Source organism: Aequorivita sp. H23M31 (assembly GCF_004022485.1).
Taxonomy (GTDB): Bacteria; Bacteroidota; Bacteroidia; order Flavobacteriales; family Flavobacteriaceae; genus Aequorivita; species Aequorivita ciconiae.
Genome location: NZ_CP034951.1, coordinates 361,617 through 383,522, shown reverse-complemented (window position 1 = coordinate 383,522; position 21,906 = coordinate 361,617). Strand labels below are relative to the sequence as shown.

The following is a 21,906-nucleotide window of genomic DNA, read 5'->3' as shown; positions in this document are numbered from 1 at the left end:
CTCAAATTTGAAATGGCTTTAAATTTCTAAGTATTTTATTTTTAAAAATCCTTTTTCTTGGCAATTCTCCAGATAAAAAAAGTAGGGATTACAACCCAGAGAACCAACATTATGGATGAGAGGATAACACCAAAATTTGTTCCGAAGAATTTTTGAAAAACGGCTCCGGTATAACCTAATAAGGCAGAGATATCTAGTTTGAGCAGAATCAAAACACGTGATAGATCTACGGGATTAAGCATTGTTGCTACCAAGGAAAATTTGTCTAATGGGTAATCCTGAAAATAGAGAAGTGACATTAGGAAAAGTCCGTCATAAATTACTGCCATAAATAACCAAAGTAAGATGGCATAACCAAATCCCTTTATTCTGTTTTCATTGGAAAGAGCGATTACAAATGCTAGAGCTGTAAAAATAAATGTGAGAAATCCTCCCGTTATCAATAGAAGAGAGAAATCCCAAATGGCATTGCTATTAAAAATTCCGTAGAAAATAAAGGGCAATCCCAATCCAACAATCAAGCTCATTGCTAATGAGGTGGCAACCCCAAAATACTGTCCTAAAAATATAGAGCTTCGTTTGACCGGTTGGGCAAGGAGCAGTTCAGTAAATTCACGGGAGTTGTAATAATACATTACCCCGAAAATTGTTCCTATCAGTGGCACTAAGATTATGATTACGTTCATCAAAGTGATAACTGCTTTTGAAAGATCGTTATTCAAAAACAATAACACGATTCCCAATAGAAGATAAAACAAAAAATATACGTAGCTCCAACGGCTTCGCATTAAATCGTAAAAACTGTATTTTAATATCTTAAGCATAGGTAGAGGATAAAATAGAAGCTATTGCGTGTTCAAAATCGTGGGTTTCGGTCTTGGCTTTTAATTCGGGAATACTGCCTTTAAAATAGATTTTCCCTTCCAAGAGAAATACAATCTCATCGGCTATATCTTCAACGAAACTTAGAATATGGGAAGTAACTAAAATGGTTTTTCCCTTTTCTTTTTCTTTAAAAATCAAATTCTTCAGCCGTAAATGTGAAATGGGATCTAGACCGCTGGTTGGCTCGTCGAGAATTATTAAAGGGCTGTCGAACATAAAAGTAAGTACCAGGTTTACTTTTTGTTTTGTACCTCCTGAAAGATTAACCAAGCGTTTATTAAGGAAGGGTTGCAGCTTGAATAATTCTATTAATTCTTGATCCTTGGTATCCTTATAATCCCTCAAATCCTTGATCATGGCAATCAGTTCATTTACCTTAAGGTTTCCTGGGAAGTTGGCGATTTGTGGTAAATAATCTATTTTCTCTCGATACTTATAATTGTTCTTTAAAGTATCTCCTTTTATAGAGATTTCTCCGGAATCCGGAATAACCATCCCTAAGATACTTTTGATAAGAGTAGTTTTTCCCGAGCCGTTGGGTCCAAGAATAGAGAATATTCCGCCTTCGCGAATAGATAGATCAATGCCCTTGAGCACTTCGTTCTTTCCAAATTTTTTATGTAAATCCTTAACTTCTATCATGTTTTATTGGTTTCATTCTAGGATTGTTATCCATCAAATTATCAGGGGTAAACACGGGAGAAACTTTTTCTGAAAAGTCTATTATATCGATAAATAGACTTCTCAAAAGAATTATGGTTTCCGGAGTTCGGTTAACTATATACGAAAAGAGTTTCACAGGGCGATAAGGAACATCTCCCATTCCATCCTTATCAAGATCATAACCCGTGTAATCACTCCAATAATTTCCATTGAAATTATTCTCATTTAGTTTTCCATTATAGGATAAATCGAAAGAATTATAAAGGAAATTATTATTATTGATTTTCGAATTGTAGCTCGCTCCTCTAATCCGCAATCCATAACCGTTACTGATAAAATCGTTGTGGAAGTAGTCTATGTTGCTACTTACGTCCACTGTAATGGCAACAGTGTTGAGCTCAAATGTGTTGTGAGCAATCGTTGCATTACTTATTTCTTTTAAAAGAACACCATAAGCCGCTGTTCCCCAATTTTTTCTAACAGTATTATTGGTCAATATCATGTCTTTTGAAAACATAAGAGCAATTCCGGCACCATTTGTCTCAAAGATATTATGGTGCGCTTCATTGTTATTGCTGAACATAAAGTGCAATCCATACCTAACATTGAATTTGCTTACATTATCATAAATTTGGATGTGACTGGAGAATTCCAAATAGATTCCGTCTCGTACGTTCCTTACATCGTTCCCTCTTATTTCTACATTATTGCAATACCAAAGATGGATGGCGTTGCCAGAGTTAAATTCGGTAACGGCTTCTCCCCTTACCTTGTTGTTCAGAACTTTACCGTTATTTGATTTTTGTAGATAAATTCCAAAAAACAACTTCTCAAGCTCCAGATTTTGAATTACAAAATTTGAACTTTTCACTACCCGAACGGAAGCATAATCGGTGGTATAGCTTAAACCTACATTAATAATCTCAAATCCATCTACAGTAACATTATCTGCCCCAATGGTAATTATTTCTCCTTTTGTTTCGCCATCTATGGTGGGCAGGTTTTCACCTATGAGGGTAATTTCTTTATCGATTTTTATGTTGGATTCTTTATATATACCTGGTTTTACAAGAATCGTATCTCCATTGACCGCTTGTGCGAGTGCTTGCTTAATTGTTTTAACGGGACAACTGGAACAGACTGTTATAGTTTCAGCCTGGACTGCCATTGAACTGAAAACCATTAATAATAAAGCAATTATGTAGAAAGTGTGTTTCAAAATAGAGTTAATATTTATCTATATTCCGTTGTGCAAAGAGTTTTTTTTTAAAAAATCGAAGATAAAGAATAAAAGGTATAAGCTGAGAATGTCAGATAAAACCCTCTTATTCTTGGGTAACTTACAACTTTGCTTAAATAAAAAAGGTTTCAGCGATTTTCAAGTACTAGATCTTAAAAATTACCGAAACCCATTTATTTCAAAAAAATCAGTGCTTTAAGTGTTTCTGAATTTCTTGCCAAGTATAAATCTTACCAGTAAATTTTTTCTGAGTGTTTTCAGCCGCGCTCTCATCCTGAAAAGCCGAAAGATTGGCGCCCATTGGACTTTGAATCTGTTCGCTCACTAAATAAGAAGATGAGGTTGCATCCATCAATTCACCTGGTTGATCAAAGTTTGCAACTAAATAAAGAGCCATTTCAGTATCTGCCATATCCTCTTGTAGCGAATGGACCATACATTCAATCGCATCATATTTAAAAGCCTTGCCCTTTGTGCTCACCATTTGGGCAGAGTGCTGTCTATCCACGATAGTCATATCGCAGTAGTTACAAGCATCTGAGCCATATTCAATTTTTTGCGGACTTATTTCACAAGAAATAAATAAAATGGAAATTATACTTAAAAGAAAGAAACGTATCATTATGCTAAGGCAGGTTTTAGAATCGGTTCAGTTTTAACTTTTTTTTTATATTCATATCTTCCCACGAAGAAAGCTACTACAGTCAACATCATTCCAGCAAAGATCATATATGCTCCGGTAGCTGGCCAAGAATCCACATCAAAATTAAGCATTTTCTGATATCCCAAGAGCGGTGGCTTATAGGTCATTGGAGTACCATCAGGATTTAGAAGTTTCATAATAGCTTTTGGATCCAGGTCGGTGCCATATTCAATTAACCAAAGATTAAAATCGTACATACCTAACAATCCGAGTATAGACATAACTATAAACCATCCAAGAAACCATTTATAGCTTACTTTTCCTAAGAAACCTAACAATCCTATTATTACACCAAGAGCAACCATAAGACCAATTACTTTTGGGAAAACACTAAACTCCCACATATCTTCAACCTTAGGAATGGTTTTCATCCCAATGTAGTGGTTTAGTCCGTCAATATTTTGAATATCAAATTCTTCAACACCTTGTATCCCTTGAATATAAATATCCATTCCAAGAGGATCCGGATATTGGGGAGCGCCCAATACAATGTTCCACAATGGGAATTTAAAAAGTCCCAATAATAGCAAGGAGCCAATGATCATTATTATTCCTGCTTTTTTCATTTTGTTTTTGTTTTGCATCCGCAAAGTGGCGGATAGGTTTAGACGTCAGTGTGCGGTTGGTTTTAGAAGTCTAATAGTAGAATTAGTGCGTTGATCTAGAGAGGTTTTGATTGCTTTTCTGAATACTGAAAACTCTCCTTTAATTTTTTAAAAGACGGGGGAAATCAACAACCCCCGTCTTTATTGAAAATACAGTTAATCACTAACTTAGTATTTTCACAACTAAAAACATCTTAGTCTTCACCTAGGCTCCAAGACAACCCAATGTTTGAGTCGGCTGGACTTACGCGAATATATCCTTGCATTTCTTGGTGAAGTGCAGAACAGAAGTCAGTACAATAGAATGGCCATACACCTACTTCTTTAGGCTCCCATACCAAGGTTTCAGTAGCTCCAGGAACAATAAGCATTTCAGCGTTGTTTGCTCCAATTACTGCGAAACCGTGTGGTACGTCAAAGTCTTGTTCGTGGTTTGTTACGTGGAAGTAAACTTTGTCTCCAACCTTTACACCTTCAATGTTATCCGGGTTAAAGTGGCTACGGATCATATTCATATAGATATGAACTTCTTTTCCTTCACGAACAACTTTTGTATCAGAATCTGATAAAGAAGCATATGGGTGTTTGTTCTCAGCAAGTTTATAGATCTTTCTGGAATTTGGTGCAACCATATCTCCAGGAATAGCTGCTGCATAGTGAGGCTCTCCAATTGTTGGGAAATCCAATAACAATTCCATCTTTTCGCCTGTAATGTCAAATAACTGAGCAGATTGAGTAAGCTCTGGTCCTGTTGGCAGGTACCTGTCTTTTGTAATCTTGTTCAAGGCTACAAAGTATTTACCAAATGGCTTACGAGAGTTTCCTCCAGGAATCATACCGTGACCTACAGAATAGAATACGGGTTGTCTGTCTATAACTTCCCAAGTTCCAACTTTCCATTTTACAACTTCAGAAGAGATAAAGAAAGTAGTATAAGCATTTCCTTTGTCATCAAATTCAGTGTGGAGTGGTCCAAGACCTGGTTGTTTTACAACACCGGCAAGGATATCCTCAAAGTTTAAGATTGGAATACCATAAGCTTCACCATCGAACTTCTTGTTTTCGATAGCATCAATCATTTTTGTGAAACTGTGTACTGTTAGGTCAGCAGAAAGTTTTCCGTTTCCAATAATGTACTCACCTGTTGGATCAACGTCACAACCGTGCGGAGATTTTGGAGTTGGCAAGAAATAAACTGCTCCAGGAACATCCATTGGATTTACTTGAAGAACTTCAGTTTTCATAGTAGAAGTTGCCGTGTGCGTATTCTCATCCATAATGTTGTGGGCATATTTTGCAGGAACTTTCTGTCCACCACCATTGTTCACATACTCTTCAATTTTCTTCCAGTTTATCGCAGCGATAAAGTCCTTATCATTCTGAGAAGCGTTCACTTCTAACAAGGTGTGTGCTTCCTCAGTGTTATAAGTGGTAAAGAAGAACCATCCGTGGCTCTTATCACGACCAGGGTGTGAAAGGTCATAGTTAAATCCAGGCATCATCAATTGGAATTTAATATCCATGTGTCCTGTCTCTTGATCAACTTTTATAAAAGTCAAAGAACCTTTAAAGTTTCCTTTGTAGTCTTTAATAGACATGTCTTTCTGTGGAATTGGCACAGAGAAACGAGTACCTGCAACTACATACTCAGTGTTTTCAGTAATGAAAGATGAAGAGTGGTTACCAGCACTGTGAGGGATCTCGATGATTTCTTCAGTTTTGAAGTTTTTCAGGTCGATACGGGCAATTCTAGGAGTGTTGTTTCCATTGATAAATACCCAACGACCATCCAATACTCCGTTTGTTTGAGAGATATCAGGGTGGTGAGAGTCATCCCAAGGCACAAAACCGAAAGATGTATTTAACATAGGCTTGGTCTCTTCGGTATATCCCCATCCATTCTCGGGATTTTGTGAGAATACCGGAAGAACTTTTAGCAAACGACCAGAAGGCAATCCATATACACCAAGTTGACCACTGAATCCACCAGACATAAAGGCGTAGAATTCGTCGTGTTCTCCAGGAGCAACATAGACTCTTTCTGCAGCATTGGAGGACAACCCACCTTGGTTACCTCTTTTGCTCTTTTTGTTTCCACCGTCATTACAGCTAACCAAACCGGCAACCATAACAAGGGCAAGTAAAATATTAATTGTTCTTTTCATTTTTACGAATTATTTAGATTGAATTATTTAATTGTTTAGTTTGCAGGTAAGATTACTTTATCCACTACGTGCACAATTCCGTTTCCGGCAGGAATACTGGCAATAATTTTAGCGCCGCCCACATATACATCATCTCCTTTAACCTCAACTGTAGCATCGGTACCGTCTGCTTGTCCAACTTTCTTGAATTTCTTTAAAAATTCCTTGGAGTAATTGCCGGGAGTTACGTGATGCTTTAGGATAGACGCTAATTTATCATGATTTTCAGGCTTTAAAAGATCGTCAACCGTTCCTGCTGGCAATTCATCAAAAGCAGCATTGGTTGGTGCGAAAACCATTAAAGGTCCTGCATTTACCAAAGCATTTTCAAGATGTGCAGTTTGTACCGCAGCTACAAGTGTTGTGTGATCGGGAGACCCGATTGCAATTTGAAGAACGTTTGGTGCTGATTCATCATCTTTAATAAAAGCCTGTCCTTGTTTTTGGGGAGCATCAGTTTTTGCGGAATTCTCCACTAGGGTTCCGTTCCCTTCAGTGTTCGCTTCATTTTTACAAGCAGAAAAGACAAGTAAGGTAATTGAAACGAAGAGCAATTTAAGTGTTGTTTTCATCTTACGACTTGGTTTTTAACCTTCGCAGGATAAATCCTGCGAAGGGGTTTGGTTGTTTGAATATATATTATAGGGTTCTAAAATATTCTAGGATTGCTCTGGTTTGATCTTCGGTCATGTGCTGGTTAGCCATTGGAGATCCATTAAATTCCAACAAAAGGGCGTGTGCAAGTGGATCGTTTTTGGTCATTCCTTCCGGATCCATAATCATATTCATTACCCATTCTGGAGTTCTTCTTTCCAAAATTCCTTTAGGAGCTGGACCGATGAATTTTTTGTCCGCTTTATGACAAGCAGTACAGTTTGTTTTGAAAAGTTCAGCACCTTTTGCAGCCAAAGCATCATCAATGGTTGCACCCAGTTCTACACTTTTAATTGGGCCTACACCTTTATTCGTCAAGTCGATAGTTTGGGAAGGTTTCACATCTGACACAGGCGCTTCTTCCTTTTTAACTTCGGTTGCGGGGCTCTGTCCAATTTTTACTGAACTGTCCTCTTTTTTTTCTTCTTTTCCACCGCAGCTAACCAGAGTTAAGATTGCAATTGCGGCCATTGATTTGATTAAATGTTTCATAGTTGTTGTTATTAATTTATGGTACAAACTTAGTTAGCCAAAGATTGATAGGAAATGATTTTCGTCATATAAGAAGATAATTTAGTCCGATAAATTTTGTCAACTGAAATCATCTTTTACAACCTTTTTGGAAGGAACAAAGGTGAAAACCTTTTATGATTCGTGATATGATAAAGGTCATATCCATAATCTTTTTTGAATAATTTCAATTAAAACTAAAAAAGATTGGGAAAGACATAATATTTAAGGTTTAGGAGTTTAGGAGTTTAAAGTGTACGAGATGGAAAAAGTAAAGAAGGTAGATTTTGAATAATACCGAAAAAAATGTCCTCTTAGGAAAAAATTAGGTCGGAATTAGTCTATTGAAGTTATACCTAATTCTATTTCCTTTAGGTAGCGTTTATCTATCCACCAATAGGATAAAAATTTCCGAACCCTACTATAAAATTAATAGCAGAATTAGAAAATAATATTTTAGCGCAGATTCTTAAATTTATTCTGGTATGGAAAGTTAATCTTCCATCAGGAACGGCCGAAGAACCCTTTTTTTCTCAAAGTCTTCTGAAGTGTATTTACATAATCCCGAATCAATTCACGGGAATTTTGTGTGTTTTTAACCTCAATACTGCCACGCCAGACCAAATCATTGTTTTTATCGGGACAAAGACAGTATAAGGATGTTTCAGTAATAAGAACAGGATAACCCTCCAGATCTTCACTCTTGTGGATACTTCGATTCTCATTATAATAGTCATCAAAAGTTTCAAGGGTGCTAGCCAGGTTTCTATAAGATTGTGCTAAGGAAACCCGTCTTTCACGACCGGTTATTTTTGAAAAAATAACGGCGTCAAAACCGGCCTTTCGCAATTCCGATACTGAAATCTCCAATTTTCCCGATGCATCTTCATTAATAGTGAATGGCTCTCCATAAAGATCCACGCTTTTTTCAGCTTTAATATTTTGATTTTCAAGTGCCAACACCATACTGTATTCAAATTCCCGTTGCAATCCACCATCGGGAGTCAGACCGACAACCAATATTTTTTGAGGTCTAAATTCAGTGGTTTCAGGGTTGGCATATTGCTCAATTAATCGGCTACTAGCGCAACTTGCCAACAGAATACCTACAACAGTAAGGCTAAAGAATAATTTCATATTTTTTTTGATTTCTTCTGCGGGAATGTTATTTCTGTGGCATACAGTGACTTTTCCCTATGTTCCGTGTAAATATAATCTTTTCAATTTCCAATTGAGTATCATTAAAGAATAGAGCTCTTTAAAAGAATTGAGGTGCCAAAAAGATTTCTGCAATTATTCTTATGTGAAACTAAAAATTCTATATTTGTTAACCAAATGGTTTAACCATTAGATTGGACAAATGGCCAAGACAAAGAAAAATCAAGATACAGAAGGGCAAATATTAGAAGCTGCTAAGGAGGTATTTGAAAGAAAAGGAATGGAAGGCGCCCGTATGCAGCAGATTGCCGATGAAGCAGGGATAAACAAGGCAATGCTACACTATTATTATAGAAGTAAACAATTGCTATTTGAAGCGGTATTTAAGAATGCCTTTGCCCTTCTTGCGCCCCAACTAAATAAAGTATTAAACGACGATTCATCGATTGAGGATAAGGTTAAAAAGTTCACTAGCAATTATATCACATTCATATCTGAGCATCCCTATTTACCCAATTTTATTGTTCAAGAATTAAATCGCAATCCAAAATTTTTTGACAAAATTCAACAAAGTGATGGATTTCCATCCTTGGAAAAATTTAATAGAAAAGTTTCTTTGGAAGTGGAAGCAGGCATTTTAAAACCTATTGATGGGGAGCAGCTTTTTATAAATATTCTCTCTTTAAATATTTTTCCGTTTTTGGCCAGTCCATTGATTAAAGGAATTTTGGGTCTAGATGACGAGGGATTTAAAGATCTATTGCATCGCCGGAAAATAGCCGTTTCAGAGTTTATCATAAATTCAATAAAAAAGTAAAATGAGGCGCATAAAGACGGAACGTGGAAGATGGTCGAAAAACTTTAGACTTTAAAATGTGAATTATAGAAAAAAAAATAAATAATATGGGAACGAATACGGAGAATCTAGATAATTATTTAGACAATCATTTCATCCATAGGAGTAATTGGTTGCGGGCGGCGGTACTAGGAGCTAATGACGGGATTTTGTCCGTAGCCAGTATTGCAATTGGAGTTTCCGCGGCTGGGGTGTCAAGAGATCCTATTGTTTTGGCCACAGTGGCGGGTTTGGTTGCAGGAGCTTTATCCATGGCTGCAGGTGAATATGTTTCTGTAAGTTCGCAAACAGATATAGAAAAAGCCGATATCGAGCGCGAAAGAATCGAATTGGAAGAAATGCCAGAATTGGAATTACTTAGATTAGCAGAAATTTACGAGCAAAGAGGTCTGAAAAAGGAAACTGCACTTCTAGTGGCGAAGGAATTTACTGCCAAGGATGCGCTGGCAGCCCACGTTAGAGATGAATTGGGAATCAATGAAATAAGTCAGGCAAAACCTATGCAGGCCGCCCTCGCATCGGGTGCCTCATTTATTGCCGGAGGAATTCTTCCACTTATTGTCACCCTGTTCCTACCTTTGGAAAGTATGGAATATACACTTTATGGCTCCGCAATTTTTTTCCTCATAATTTTGGGTACCGTATCCGCCAGGACGGGAGGATCCCCTATCGGGATTGCAATATTAAGAATAACCTTTTGGGGAACCATGGCAATGGGAATTACCGCATTTGTAGGATATCTCTTTGGAGTAAATATTTAATGAATCAAAAAAGAAATGAATTATCATATTCAGGCAAGCACTCAAAAATTCAAACTCTTAAACTTTTAAAATACCAATTATGAAAAAAACAATCTTAACCGTAGCAATCTTTTCAGCTCTTTTAATAAGCTGTAACGAAAACAAGAATAAAGAAACCAAGGATTCTCTTGAAGCTACCGAAATGGTCCACGAACATTCACACGAAACAGACGGCGACTTATTGGGCAATGAGTGGATAAACGAAATTCAACTCGACAAGGGCAATAAATGGGAGGCGAATCCAGAGACCACCGAAGGAGTAGAAAAAATGATCGATCTTATAAAAAGTAATGAGAAAGAGACCGTCGAAGACTATCATAAGCTGGCTTCGGATTTAAATGAGATGAAAAACTATGTGGTAAAAAAATGTACGATGCAAGGTCCTTCCCATGATAATCTCCACATTTTTTTACATCCATTAATCGAGAAAATAAATGAATTAGGTAAAGTTTCTACCACTGAGAGAGGTTCGGAAATAACTGAAAGTATAAAAGAAAACCTTGATAACTATTTCAAGTTTTTCAACTAATCAAAAAATATGGTTTTTGAAAATAAGACCGCGTGCGCTCCGCCACGGTAATGGCGGCACGCGGACGCGGTTATAACAAATCCCAAAAGATTTCCGGAAAGACATATCAATAAAACACACAAGATGTAATTTTTAAAACAATAATTAGTTTACATTGAAATGGTTTACCTCCATTTGTAGATGTATGAAGGAAGAAGATTATCAATCTGAAAAGCCTTGGTAGACAGATATTCGACTTATCCCCATAAAGCCAGTTCGTCTAAATGTTTTGGACCGGGATAAGTAAAAAATAATCAAGAGGGTAATCGTTATTTGATGATTCCTAAAATAGGTGTTTTCCCTGAACCTATCAGTGATTCTAAAAAACGCTTTAAGGCTTGAGAAATAGTTTTCCACGATTAGTGAAGTGACCTAGTGAATTTTATTGTTTTGTAATAGCAGAGAAATCACCCATTCATAGAACTCTGATTAATACAAATTTTGTTACCTATAATTATGTCCAAATACCAAAACCCTTCATATTGAAATTAACACTCCGGAAAGATGAAGAAAGACAAAATTTTTAAAATCATTGTCACATTTGTATTAATGGCCCTTGCCTTAATAACAATATTTATGAGCAGTTCCGTTCTGTTCGATTGGTTCGGGATTCGGGCAAAGCAGGGGAATTACGTATCCTTTATTGTGAAGACAAATCTTACAGCTGGATTTATATATCTGATAGCCGCTTACGGATTTATAAAGTCCAGAATATGGGCGTTCTGGGCCATGCTATCCGTAGCGCTGTTATTAATATACACTTTTGCATTGTTCTTTATTCATATACAGTCAGGAGGAACTTATGAAAATCGAACTATAGGAGCGATGATTTTTAGAATTTTAATTACGCTCTCGCTCTCTGGGTTTATTTATTATGATATTAATAAAAGACCGCAAAACTATAATAAACCTGAGTGAGAATTAACATCTCGCAAGTTCAAAATAGATTTAATTGTTTTGGCCATTGCACAATAGATGGATTTCTTTTAGGATACGTTTTTTACGATTCTCCGAAATACCGAGATGATCCAAATAAAAATCATCATTTATTAACTGTCTGCACAGGACAACATCGCGACTGAGCAGAAACTGTTTTTCCCGATTGGTCAAAATAGTGGATACCGTCACAGGATATAGACCCAATCGATCGATTCTATCTCTTAGACCATTTCCAAAAGGATAATCCCAACTAAGGAGATGAAGACCAGCACATTTGCCATAATCCAAAGCATCGTTTGTGAACCGGGTATTTGTTATAACCAAACCTTGGTTAGGAATGTTGTCGGGATTTGAATCACGGAAAAAATCCTGGATATCGCGATAGCGGGAATTGATATAAAGCGGAACCTTCACATTGCAATTAATACCCTGATCCATGTGGAATTTACATTCCGCAACGATAAATTCATCATCCTTTTTAGCAACTACATCTACTTCATGGGTTACACATTTTCCCTGCATAATTTGTCCGGTTTTTACTTGGTAGCCCTCATAACTGAATATTGCCGAAACAAATTTTTCAAAGGGAAAACCAGTTGGACCTAGTTGGTAAATTGCTTTTTTCAGTTTGTATTTAGAAGCGACGGCGGTTTTCTGTTTCTTGAGCAGAGCAAAGGCGCGGTTATAAATTTCCTTAGTAGAAATTCCAGGATACAATTCACCTTGAACGCGTGCAGCGATCTCAGTTATCAAGTCCTCGCTTGCCCCACTTCTACGAAGGGAAGCCTTTAAAATATCAATGGAAAAATCGACCCGTTCTCCAGAATGTTTTACTATCTCAATAGGACTATCTTTATTTGCCATTTTATTAGCTGGAAGAACCGTGCAGAGCCATAAGAGGTACGGTAGTATCCACACCCAGATTCTTTATTAATGGGTTTGAGAAAATGTTCGAAAAGAACCAATGTTTTCTGTTCACAAAACAGATCATTGTACCCTCCTGTTCTTTTACGAACACCAGAAGACCTTCCAACAGTTTGGTATTTTCAATCCAATGAAAAGAATACTCAAAGGAGGCCAAATGATTTTCCAATTGTTTTTTTCCTTCTTTTTGCTTTTGATTTAAATTTTCTTCTTTTCCAATATGAAAGATTTGGATAGATGCATTGGATATCCGAGCAATGGTTTTAAAAGATTCTATTTCATTAATATCCACGTTACTTTTAAAATCTGTAGGATAAACGATTTTTCCGGGGAACTTAAATTTTACCTTTTTAGGAATTGCCAGCACGGGACAATCCCTTACTTTCTCCATTACATCAATAGCGTTCCTTCCATAGGCGATATCACGATCCTGGGTTGTACCACGGGTGCCCATTATTATTAGGTCAATTTTTTCCTTTTTTACTTTCTTGCTCACCTTTTCTACTAGAAACCCATATTCAAATTCAAAATGAATCGTATGCTTTTCATTTTGTGAAAGAGATAAAACTTTCTTGCGGAAGGCCTCCATTTTCGTATCAATTTCTATATGTGCTTGGTTGTACTCATACTCATCGGGCACGGGAAACATAGGATTGGTTCGTGAAGAAGCTATGATATAGTAGGCATGATAAATGAAAAAAGTGCACTCACACTCTTTAAAAAGATCAAATGCATATTCAATAGCATTGAATGAAGTAGATGAAAAATCGGATGGAATTAAAATGTTTTTCGGCATAATCAAAACCTGAGCTTATTTTTCTTTATTCCCCAAGAATAAAAATCTCTATGGAATAAAGATTAGTTTATTTTTTCACATCATGTACTGCCAATAATGGCACATTGGAATATTTTCCAAGTTCCTTGACCATTGGATTGGAAAAAATACTTCCAAAGAAATTGTGTTTTCTGTTGATAAAAGCAATCATATCACTTTCTCTGCTCTGTACAAAGGAGCGCACGCCATCCTTTATCTCAAGATCGTAAAGAGTATGGTAGGTATGAGGCACAGAACCCAAAATAGATTCCAATAGAGCTTTATTCTTCATTTGCGTCTTAGACAATTTTTTGTCCTTCTGAACGTGCAAAATTCGAATTGGAGCATCGGTAAGACGTGAAATCTCTCTTAATACATCCAATTCTGTTTCTTTATAATCGGTTAAAAAACTAGTTGGGAAAACTATTTCATTCGGTTTTGAAAAGGCAACAGTAGCAGGAATTGCCATTACCGGACAGGTTCTTATCCTTTCCATAACATTAACGGCATTACTTCCCAAAACCACGGTTTTCTTATCAGATTCACCTTGGGTTCCCATAATGACGAATTCGATACTTTCTTTTTTTACGGTCTCTTCCATTACATCATAAAAAGAACCGAACACATCCATATATTGGAACGAGTGATGGGGGTTTTCTTCAAAACTTTTCATTTGCACCTTTAGTTTCGACATATTCCGTTCTGATTTAATACGAACTCTTTCCAGCTCCGCATCAGTAGGTTCCGGGGTCAAAAGGTTGTCTTTTGAAAATCCTGAAAGGTAATAACTATGAAATATGAAAAATTCGCAACTCTCTTCCTTATAAAGCTCCAATGCATATTTAATGGCATTAAAAGCATTTGTGGAATAGTCTGTGGGAATCAATATTCGTTTTTTCATAATTTAATAGTTTTGGGATTAAATAGAAATTGGAATTACCAATGTAGGAACGTGTGTATGGCGACCTACATTACTCACTACAGGCTCGCGGAAAAGTGCTTTGATAAAAGCGTGTTTGTGATATACCAAGGACAACAGGTCAATTGATTTGGCATCAATAAATTCATGTAGCGTTTTTGAAACATTGCCCATTTTGGGTACAAAATGAAATTCAGTATCATATTCCGAAAGATCATTTCTAAAATGCTCTAGGTTTTGCTTTTGAAGGACGGTCATTTCCTCCTCTCTTCCAACGTGGACGATATGAATTTGGGACCGGAAGTGCCTAACCAAACGGGTGATTGGCTTTAGTTTTGAAAGTTGATAAAACTCTAGAAAATCCGTGGAAAAGGCGATATTCAAGGGAATTACGAATTCCACCTGCTGTGGAACGACCAGAAGAGGGCATCCTTTTAGATTTTGAATAATTTTTGTGGTGTTACTCCCCATTAATACATCTGCGGCAGCGGTCCGTCCCTTGCTCCCTACAACCACCAAGTCCATCCCCTCGGTTGAAACCAATTTATTGATGGTACGGGTCAATGATGCCGGAGTGGAGATAACCTCGTAGGTATGATCCTCATTATCCGTATCATGTTTTATTTTTTTAAGTAATTTATTACCATCCTCATCGGAATGCTCGAATAGACTTTTAATTACTGCTTCAGATCTACCTACATCCACTCGGCTGGTAAGTTTGCTCAATTCATCTTCAAAAGAATGAAGGATGGTAATGCGAGTAGTTTCTTCTGCAAATAATTTGGAAACATAAAACAAACCAGCATAGGCGTTGTTGGAAAAATCAGTTGGGACAAGTATGTTTTTCATTGTGCGTTTTATTTGTTGATTTTTACCCGCTCAATTTTCCAATTTCATAAAAAATAGTCCTCGGGCATTTAAAAATATAGTAAAGATTTTAACGAGGCAAATTCTGCATTACCAAAAATGGAATATCTATTTGCAATCCTATTTTTTCAATAGTCGATTGGTAAAGAATATTTTCTAAATACGAATGCCGAGTATTTACCATAACCAACATATCTACTGGATTTTCGTCGATATACTTGTTTATGGCGCTGGTAATATCCATATCGCTGGTTTGGGTAAAATGAAATTGGTTTTCGGCAAGAGAAGCTTCCAAAAAGCTTTTATTATCCTTTTGTCTCAATGAAAGACCAGGGAATTTCGAAACGTACAAAAACTCGATTTTTGAAGCGAAATTTTTAGAAATGGTTGCCAACATTTTTAATTCCCTCCGTTTATAGGGCAACAGGAAATCCGTGGGAAACAAAATATGTCGCGGATGGACATCCTCATAAACATCGGGCACCGCCAAAACGGGACATTTTACATACTTTATAACCTGAAGAGTATTGCTACCAAAGGTAATCTTTTTGTCGCCGGTCTCCCCTTTAGTGCCCATAACCACTACGTCTATATTCTCCTTTTCTACCACATCATTGACCGCATCTACGAGCATCCCAAATTCAGCTATACAATGAAGGCAATGCTTGGGGTTTGGAGAATGTTCCAAAACCTGTATTTGTAAGACCTCAAGTGATTCTTCTGTGGCTTTTAGCGTACGAATCCGCAAGTCTTCAAAATCCAATTCATCATACTGAATCTTGGCCTCATATACCGCATCGGAAAACGCATGAAGTAAATAGATTTCACAAGGTCCATGCTTAAAAAGCTCAGTGGCGTATTTAATAGCATTTAAGGAATTTTCCGAAAAATCAGTTGGGATAAGTATTTTTCGCATTGCGGTCTTTTTTTTTAAATTTCTATGTAAAGGTAACAATTCGTAGATGTGAAATATATGATAATTATCAACAACCTATAGGGTTTTATGGAAGTCTTAAGAGATGTCTTTAGATCGTTTTCGTAAATTTAATGGTTAATACAATATTCTGGATACCTGCGGTATACTATGATGAATATTTATTCGTGAACCAAAAGAGTGTTTTCAGGAAAGATTAAAAATATTAATACCATGAAACTTTCAGGCATTACTTATCTCATAATAACTTCTTTAATTCTCTTAATGTTAACCATTTTCATTTACCTAGATATTCCCTTTAGCTGGATATTTTATATTACGGTATTGGGTCAAATTTTTCTGGTAATTTCGGTTTACAAAATTTTGACTGATAACTATACAACCAAAAAAACTTTTAAGGATTTCTATGAAGACCATCCTATTGGAAGAGAAGAGGGATATTTTGAAAATACCGATTAAGGACTCATATGGGCTCTATAAAAGCAGAGCCTTTCCTTTTGAAATATTTAAATGAACAGGGTAAAATATATTTTAGCCTATATTGTAATAATTGAAAGCATCGGTCTTATGATCTATAATATTTCTCAATAAAACTTTAATTACACTCCTCCTCATGGACCATATAATGGAATCATTGGCAACGTTGCGATAATCCTGTCGGTGTTAATGAGCAGAAGAGCTCTTAAAAAGAAAGAGAATAATTGAGCGAAATTTAGGTAAATTTTGTTTCGGGAAAACAAGGTACTCTATATCCTAAACCCTGGCTTATAGAAACCGGCTTATTCATGAAGAACAAGAAAAGGAATTTCTGTATGATAGTTACACCCTCCTGAAGTGGGACGTAGCATTAATCTTTGAATAAAATTTAGGTTTTTTGCTACAATGGCCACCATACTTATTTCCCACGTGTCCACAAAATCTTGGATTCCATTTTCAACATTATGGTTTTCCAAAAAATGGAAACTGTGTTTTATCTCTTTAAAAAAGTAATGCAGAAATCCCTTATTATCTGTTTGGGCCGTATTTAGAGCAGTGTTTCGGGATCTAATATTCAGCACTCGAAGTGGAGAACGGTGTAGATGAAGCGCTTCAGAAAGTGTTGAAATTACACGGTTCCTATAAATACAGTTATAATCGGTCACGAACGCAATATTCTTAATTCCATCAAATGTTGCGTTTTCAGGAATTACCATTATAGGACATTTTACCTTTGTGATAACTTCATACGTGTGACTTCCCATTTCCCCATAATTGGATTGCAAGTCACCTTTTGTTCCCATAATAACAACATCAATTTCATTTTCTGAAATTTGTTTTCTGATGGCTTCCACTAAAATTGCTTGCTCTAATAATGGAACGAATTTATGGTAAGGATTTTTTGCGAGGGTCTGAAGATTTTGGATTTCTTCTTTTAAAAGTGAAGCAGGATTATGGACTATTTGGTTGTCGTTCGTAGAATCCACATAAGAAGCGGACATTTCATTCTTAACCGACTCATCTTTTTGTAAAATATGAAGAATGTAAAAATTCACAGGAATATCAGCGAAATAATCCATTGCATATCGAATGGCATTAAGTGAATTTTCCGAAAAGTCCGTCGGCATTAATATATTTTTCATCTCTATATCTTATTCGTTATAACCAACCGAAACCTCGGTTTCTTCCCCTGAGTCAATATCCCGTTCATTGTCGGCATTTTCTATTAAGAAGACTTCCCAATATTGTAAAACTGGAATGGAAAATCTTACCTCACCTAGTTTACGACAAAACTATCGGTATAAACCCATGTAGGAAATGACAAAAATCAGATTTGAAGTAAAACGAATAAAAGAATACTTGATATAGTGTTTTAAAAAGACTTGAGCTCCTTGCTATTCCATTTGTCGCAATCCTTCAGGATTGACAATGTGAATATTACGACCTTCAATATCTATCAATCCGTCTCTCTTAAAATCGGAAAGAGTTCGGATCAAACTTTCTGTAGCAATACCCGCAGTGGTTGCCAGATCACTCCTAGAAATACGGATTGGAACTTCTGGGGCCACATCCATTACTTCTACAAATTGAAGAATTGTAGCCGCAGTTTTTTTTCTAACTGAGCTATAGGCCATACGTAGCAATTGCTTTTTAATCTCAGAAAGATTGTCTGAAAGTAAATTCATAAGCTCCAAGGATATTTCCTGACTATTCTTCAGAATTTCCACCAATTGCTTTTTCGGAATTCCCACCAAATCCGAATTTTCTACCGCAGTAGCAGTTTCGTAATAGGGAATAATTTCATCAAAAGTGGTAAATCCGAGGAAATCATCGGCTTTATAAAGACCAGTAATGAGCTCTTTGGCATTATGATCCATTGTATGGGTTTTCACAACCCCTTTTAAAATAAGATAAAGTCTATTGGAGTGATCCCCTTCACGATAGATTTCCTCTCCTTTTTTAAAGCTGATCTCCTCCCCCTCATCGCAAAAATAGTTTTTCAATTGGTTGAGATTTCTTAAAGACTCTTCGTTTTCTGGAGCCACTGCTTTTTCTCTGCTCGCAATAATCTGCGCCTTTGCCAATCGACTTTCCACCGCACTTATCAATTCTTCTTCGTCAAATGGTTTGGTCAGATAATCATCTGCACCCATATCCATTCCTTTCCTAATTTCTTTATGTTCCGTTTTTGCCGACAAAAAGATAAAGGGAATATGGGCCGAGCTCTCATGAGAAGTAACCGCTTCCAAAACCCCGTAGCCGTCAATTTCCGGCATCATGATATCACATATAATAATATCCGGACTGGTTTGTTTTACCTTCTCTATACCTATCCTTCCATTTGGGGCTGTTTCAACCTTATATCCTGAAAGCTCCAAAAGTTCGGCGGTGTTTTCGCGTAGTGCGGTGTCATCTTCAATTAACAATATTGTTTTCATCTAAATATCTTTATTTTCCTTAGGTATAAAAATGGTAAAAACACTCCCCTTATTCTCTTCACTTTTAAAAGTGATTTTTCCGCCTAGACTCTTTAAATAACTTTTTACAATGTTCAGACCAATTCCAGTTCCCTGATTTAATAATGCATTTTCAGCTCTAAAATATCTGTTGAATATAAACTTTTGATCTTTTTCCGGAATACCAATTCCCTGGTCACTAATTTTAATAGCAAGTTCATTTTCGAACTGCTCTACTTCCACATCAATAACAGAAAATTCAGAAGAATACTTTACGGCATTGTTGATTAAATTGGTCAAGGAAAGTTCTAAGATTTTCTCATCAAAATTTAAAAATATATCATCGATGTTTTTGGGATAAGTAATCCTTTGCCCATCCTTGAGAAGCATATTGGCATTATAAATAACTTCATTTATAACCTTACTAAGCGGAAAGGTCTCAAGCTTAAAGGTAACCCTGCCCGATTCCAACCTTTCAATAGATAAAAAGTCGTTTAAAATATTGTTGAGATAATTTACCTTGCTCTTTATCGTCTTAATATGTTTATCTCTTTTGTCCTGTTGTTCGGACTCGGTATATTTTGATACAAGTACAGCCGAAGTAAGAATACCGCTTAAGGGAGTTTTAAATTCGTGTGAAACGAGGGATAAAAATTTAGTTTTCAATTCTCCAAGTTCGCGTTCCTTCCTCAGGGATTCAGATATTTTATGTTCCGCCTCTACACGACGACCTACTTCAGCTTCCAGTTCGCTCACGCTCTTTTGAAGAGCAGCCGTACGTCTCTGGATTTTTTGCTCTAGCTGATTGTTAAGCTCCACAATCTGAATTTCATGGCTTTTGCGAACCGAAATATCTGTTACGAGTGCCATTACATAACGCATTTCATTAATAAGAAATGGGTTGAGCCCTGCTTCAACAGGAAAAATGCTACCATCCTTTTTACGGGCGTAAAGATCGCGTCCGTGGCCCATTTGACGCGGATCATTCTTTTTTAGATATTCATTGGCTCTTTCAGTGTGTTCAGAATGATAACCCATAGGAATTAAAACATTCAGATTCTCACCCAATAGTTCACCTTGCTTATAACCGAACATCCTGTCCGCCGCCTCATTGGAAGTGACAATTACCTGGGATTCATTAACGATTATTATACCTTCGGATATAGCTTCAGAAAGAATTCTGAATATACTGTCCTTTTTTTCTTCCAAAACTTTCACAAGCCAAAAATAAGTATTTTAAACATTTTAATCGAAATGATTAATGTCATAATATACTAGGGAATAACTTGATAGTTTTACCATCTTTTAAAACCGCCCCAACATTAAATAATATGGATACACCACAAAAACCTCCCCTTCTTTTTTACCAGAAAATGGGTGAACTGTTTTATGCCATTGCAGCCGCGGACAAGGTGGTAAGGGAAGCAGAATATACGGCACTGAAAAATATTGTATCGCAACAATGGAAAAACATGGACAACTATAAAGATCCTTTTCATACCGATGCCGTCTATCAAATTGAAATAGTATTTGATTGGTTTGATTATGAGGAGTTGGATGCCAATGATTGTTTTGACAGCTTTGCCGACTATAAAAAGGACCACGAAAACCTTTTTACCATAAAAAGAAAGCAATTAATTTGGGAAACCGCCAACGTAATAGCAGATGCTTTTGCTGGAAAAAATAAGAGCGAATTGATAATGTTGGCCAAACTTAAGAAGATACTTAAAGACTAGCCCCTGCAAAGAAATGCTAATACTTTTATGCACTTAGATTGTTTTGCTATTTTTACGATCTAAATTAAATAATATTGAAATCTATACTGCCCATTTTTATTCTCCTCCTTCTTGTAAGTTGTAAAAACGATTCAAGAAAAGAACCGATTGACAATGATGTTGAAGACAGCATTTTTCAGAAAGCCGATTCTCTTAGACTTTCCGATAAGGATTTGTTGCAAGTTAGGTTCCTAGATCTCAAGCGCCGTGAACTACTTGATAAAAAAGATCAGAAGGAAGAACTGGAAAGTTTGTTGATATCTAAATCTTTTTTAAAGAAGGATGACAATCTTACCATCGATTTTCAATATCCATATTTGAATGAAAAGATAAAACCATCCTACGCCAACTTTAACGAATATATCGACAACCACTACCTTAATATAAAGGGAATCGAGAAACAAATAAGAGAAGAAAAACGGCTCTGTGATTCCTTGGGTATCCCTCACGGTGATGAGAAATGGGTTGTGGAATATAAGGTGTACAACCTGAACGATCGTCTATTGAGTATTCTATTTTATAAGGAAAACCACTATGCCGGTGCTGCACACGCAAGCTATACTTTTGAAACTATGAATTTCGATCTGGAACGGTCGACTTTTATGAATTACGAGGATTTTTTCAATTCAGGATCTGAGGAAGAGTTGCGTGAAATCCTTAATGGATTGCTGGCCGAAAAAATAAATTCTGGCGAGATGTATTACGATTGTTGGGCTATTTCAGCGGATAATTTCTTCGATGCCAAGAATAATTTTGTAGTTACTGACGACGCAGCCGAATTCTACTTCGACGATTGTGTTATTTGCCCCTCGTACACAGGAACTTATTCTATTAAAATTCCGTTAGAAATGTTGATGCCCGTTTTGAGGAAACATAAGAGAAATCCCTTGATTCTTTAGGTGGTTTTCAGTGGGTAAGTAAACAGAGAAAAGAGAGGATTTAGACGGCTAAAAGT

Annotated in this window: 24 protein-coding genes; 7 read left to right on the top strand and 17 right to left on the bottom strand. The window is 36.5% G+C overall.

Annotated elements, in window-relative coordinates; all coding sequences use genetic code 11:
* Positions 1–41 precede the first annotated feature (41 nt).
* From EI546_RS01785 to EI546_RS01745, 9 genes are all read right to left on the bottom strand, one after another.
* Entirely contained in the window at positions 42–824 is a 783-nt protein-coding gene (locus tag EI546_RS01785) for an ABC transporter permease (RefSeq protein ID WP_128248935.1), read from the bottom strand.
* The gene (locus EI546_RS01780; protein ID WP_128248934.1) at positions 817–1,527 is read right to left on the bottom strand and encodes an ABC transporter ATP-binding protein; all 711 of its coding nucleotides are present in this window, start codon (positions 1,525–1,527) and stop codon (positions 817–819) included. Before EI546_RS01780 ends, EI546_RS01785 begins: the two co-directional genes overlap by 8 nt.
* Positions 1,514–2,731 (bottom strand): nitrous oxide reductase family maturation protein NosD, encoded by a 1,218-nt coding sequence (locus EI546_RS01775; protein WP_128251506.1) that lies wholly within the window; start codon positions 2,729–2,731, stop codon positions 1,514–1,516. The genes EI546_RS01780 and EI546_RS01775 overlap by 14 nt, the downstream gene beginning before the upstream one ends.
* 244 nt (positions 2,732–2,975) lie before the next feature.
* On the bottom strand, positions 2,976–3,410 hold the full coding sequence (locus tag EI546_RS01770; protein ID WP_128248933.1) for a nitrous oxide reductase accessory protein NosL: 435 nt from the start codon (positions 3,408–3,410) through the stop codon (positions 2,976–2,978).
* Positions 3,410–4,057 (bottom strand): hypothetical protein, encoded by a 648-nt coding sequence (locus tag EI546_RS01765; RefSeq protein ID WP_128248932.1) that lies wholly within the window; start codon positions 4,055–4,057, stop codon positions 3,410–3,412. The genes EI546_RS01770 and EI546_RS01765 overlap by 1 nt, the downstream gene beginning before the upstream one ends.
* A 233-nt stretch (positions 4,058–4,290) precedes the next feature.
* Positions 4,291–6,261, bottom strand: coding sequence for a Sec-dependent nitrous-oxide reductase (gene nosZ / locus EI546_RS01760; RefSeq protein WP_128248931.1), 1,971 nt, complete (start codon positions 6,259–6,261; stop codon positions 4,291–4,293).
* A 35-nt stretch (positions 6,262–6,296) separates the two neighbouring features.
* A complete protein-coding gene (locus EI546_RS01755) occupies positions 6,297–6,872 on the bottom strand; it encodes a fasciclin domain-containing protein (protein WP_128248930.1) in 576 nt (191 codons plus the stop codon).
* Between the two features lie 67 nt (positions 6,873–6,939).
* Positions 6,940–7,446 (bottom strand): c-type cytochrome, encoded by a 507-nt coding sequence (locus tag EI546_RS01750; protein ID WP_128248929.1) that lies wholly within the window; start codon positions 7,444–7,446, stop codon positions 6,940–6,942.
* Between the two features lie 522 nt (positions 7,447–7,968).
* On the bottom strand, positions 7,969–8,601 hold the full coding sequence (locus tag EI546_RS01745) for a hypothetical protein (RefSeq protein WP_128248928.1): 633 nt from the start codon (positions 8,599–8,601) through the stop codon (positions 7,969–7,971).
* Positions 8,602–8,824: 223 nt separating this feature from the next.
* Here EI546_RS01745 and EI546_RS01740 point away from each other — a divergent pair, with 223 nt between their 5' ends.
* The 4 genes from EI546_RS01740 to EI546_RS01725 all read left to right on the top strand — a co-directional run bounded on the left by EI546_RS01740 (position 8,825) and on the right by EI546_RS01725 (position 11,764).
* On the top strand, positions 8,825–9,439 hold the full coding sequence (locus EI546_RS01740) for a TetR/AcrR family transcriptional regulator (RefSeq protein ID WP_128248927.1): 615 nt from the start codon (positions 8,825–8,827) through the stop codon (positions 9,437–9,439).
* 86 nt (positions 9,440–9,525) lie between these two features.
* The gene (locus EI546_RS01735; RefSeq protein WP_128248926.1) at positions 9,526–10,239 is read left to right on the top strand and encodes a VIT1/CCC1 transporter family protein; all 714 of its coding nucleotides are present in this window, start codon (positions 9,526–9,528) and stop codon (positions 10,237–10,239) included.
* Positions 10,240–10,318: 79 nt separating this feature from the next.
* Positions 10,319–10,807 (top strand): hypothetical protein, encoded by a 489-nt coding sequence (locus tag EI546_RS01730; RefSeq protein ID WP_128248925.1) that lies wholly within the window; start codon positions 10,319–10,321, stop codon positions 10,805–10,807.
* A 543-nt stretch (positions 10,808–11,350) separates the two neighbouring features.
* Positions 11,351–11,764, top strand: a complete 414-nt coding sequence (locus EI546_RS01725) for a hypothetical protein (RefSeq protein WP_240673140.1) — start codon at positions 11,351–11,353, stop codon at positions 11,762–11,764.
* A gap of 30 nt (positions 11,765–11,794) precedes the next feature.
* Here EI546_RS01725 and EI546_RS01720 read toward each other — a convergent pair whose 3' ends face one another.
* From EI546_RS01720 to EI546_RS01700, 5 genes are all read right to left on the bottom strand, one after another.
* Positions 11,795–12,649 (bottom strand): ATP cone domain-containing protein, encoded by an 855-nt coding sequence (locus EI546_RS01720; protein ID WP_128248924.1) that lies wholly within the window; start codon positions 12,647–12,649, stop codon positions 11,795–11,797.
* Positions 12,650–12,653: 4 nt separating this feature from the next.
* Positions 12,654–13,505, bottom strand: coding sequence for a universal stress protein (locus EI546_RS01715; RefSeq protein ID WP_128248923.1), 852 nt, complete (start codon positions 13,503–13,505; stop codon positions 12,654–12,656).
* Positions 13,506–13,572: 67 nt separating this feature from the next.
* The gene (locus EI546_RS01710) at positions 13,573–14,424 is read right to left on the bottom strand and encodes a universal stress protein (protein WP_128248922.1); all 852 of its coding nucleotides are present in this window, start codon (positions 14,422–14,424) and stop codon (positions 13,573–13,575) included.
* A gap of 18 nt (positions 14,425–14,442) precedes the next feature.
* Positions 14,443–15,291 carry a universal stress protein gene (locus EI546_RS01705; protein ID WP_128248921.1) on the bottom strand — a complete coding sequence of 283 codons (849 nt, stop codon included), beginning with the start codon at positions 15,289–15,291 and terminating at the stop codon, positions 14,443–14,445.
* An 88-nt stretch (positions 15,292–15,379) separates the two neighbouring features.
* Positions 15,380–16,225 carry a universal stress protein gene (locus tag EI546_RS01700; RefSeq protein WP_128248920.1) on the bottom strand — a complete coding sequence of 282 codons (846 nt, stop codon included), beginning with the start codon at positions 16,223–16,225 and terminating at the stop codon, positions 15,380–15,382.
* Positions 16,226–16,456: 231 nt separating this feature from the next.
* On the opposite strand from EI546_RS01700, the gene EI546_RS01695 reads away from it, so the two are divergent.
* A complete protein-coding gene (locus EI546_RS01695; RefSeq protein WP_128248919.1) occupies positions 16,457–16,702 on the top strand; it encodes a hypothetical protein in 246 nt (81 codons plus the stop codon).
* A 320-nt stretch (positions 16,703–17,022) separates the two neighbouring features.
* Here the strand turns inward: EI546_RS01695 and EI546_RS01690 are convergent, their stop codons facing one another.
* The 3 genes from EI546_RS01690 to EI546_RS01680 all read right to left on the bottom strand — a co-directional run bounded on the left by EI546_RS01690 (position 17,023) and on the right by EI546_RS01680 (position 20,394).
* Positions 17,023–17,862, bottom strand: a complete 840-nt coding sequence (locus tag EI546_RS01690) for a universal stress protein (RefSeq protein ID WP_128248918.1) — start codon at positions 17,860–17,862, stop codon at positions 17,023–17,025.
* Positions 17,863–18,114: 252 nt separating this feature from the next.
* The gene (locus EI546_RS01685; protein ID WP_128248917.1) at positions 18,115–19,158 is read right to left on the bottom strand and encodes a response regulator; all 1,044 of its coding nucleotides are present in this window, start codon (positions 19,156–19,158) and stop codon (positions 18,115–18,117) included.
* Positions 19,159–20,394, bottom strand: coding sequence for a PAS domain-containing sensor histidine kinase (locus EI546_RS01680; RefSeq protein WP_128248916.1), 1,236 nt, complete (start codon positions 20,392–20,394; stop codon positions 19,159–19,161). It abuts the gene before it with no gap.
* A gap of 113 nt (positions 20,395–20,507) precedes the next feature.
* Between EI546_RS01680 and EI546_RS01675 the strand changes: the two genes are divergently transcribed.
* Positions 20,508–20,912 carry a hypothetical protein gene (locus EI546_RS01675; protein WP_128248915.1) on the top strand — a complete coding sequence of 135 codons (405 nt, stop codon included), beginning with the start codon at positions 20,508–20,510 and terminating at the stop codon, positions 20,910–20,912.
* 74 nt (positions 20,913–20,986) lie between these two features.
* Complete coding sequence (locus EI546_RS01670) at positions 20,987–21,850, top strand: DUF3298 and DUF4163 domain-containing protein (RefSeq protein WP_128248914.1); 864 nt, start codon at positions 20,987–20,989, stop codon at positions 21,848–21,850.
* Positions 21,851–21,906 lie beyond the last annotated feature (56 nt).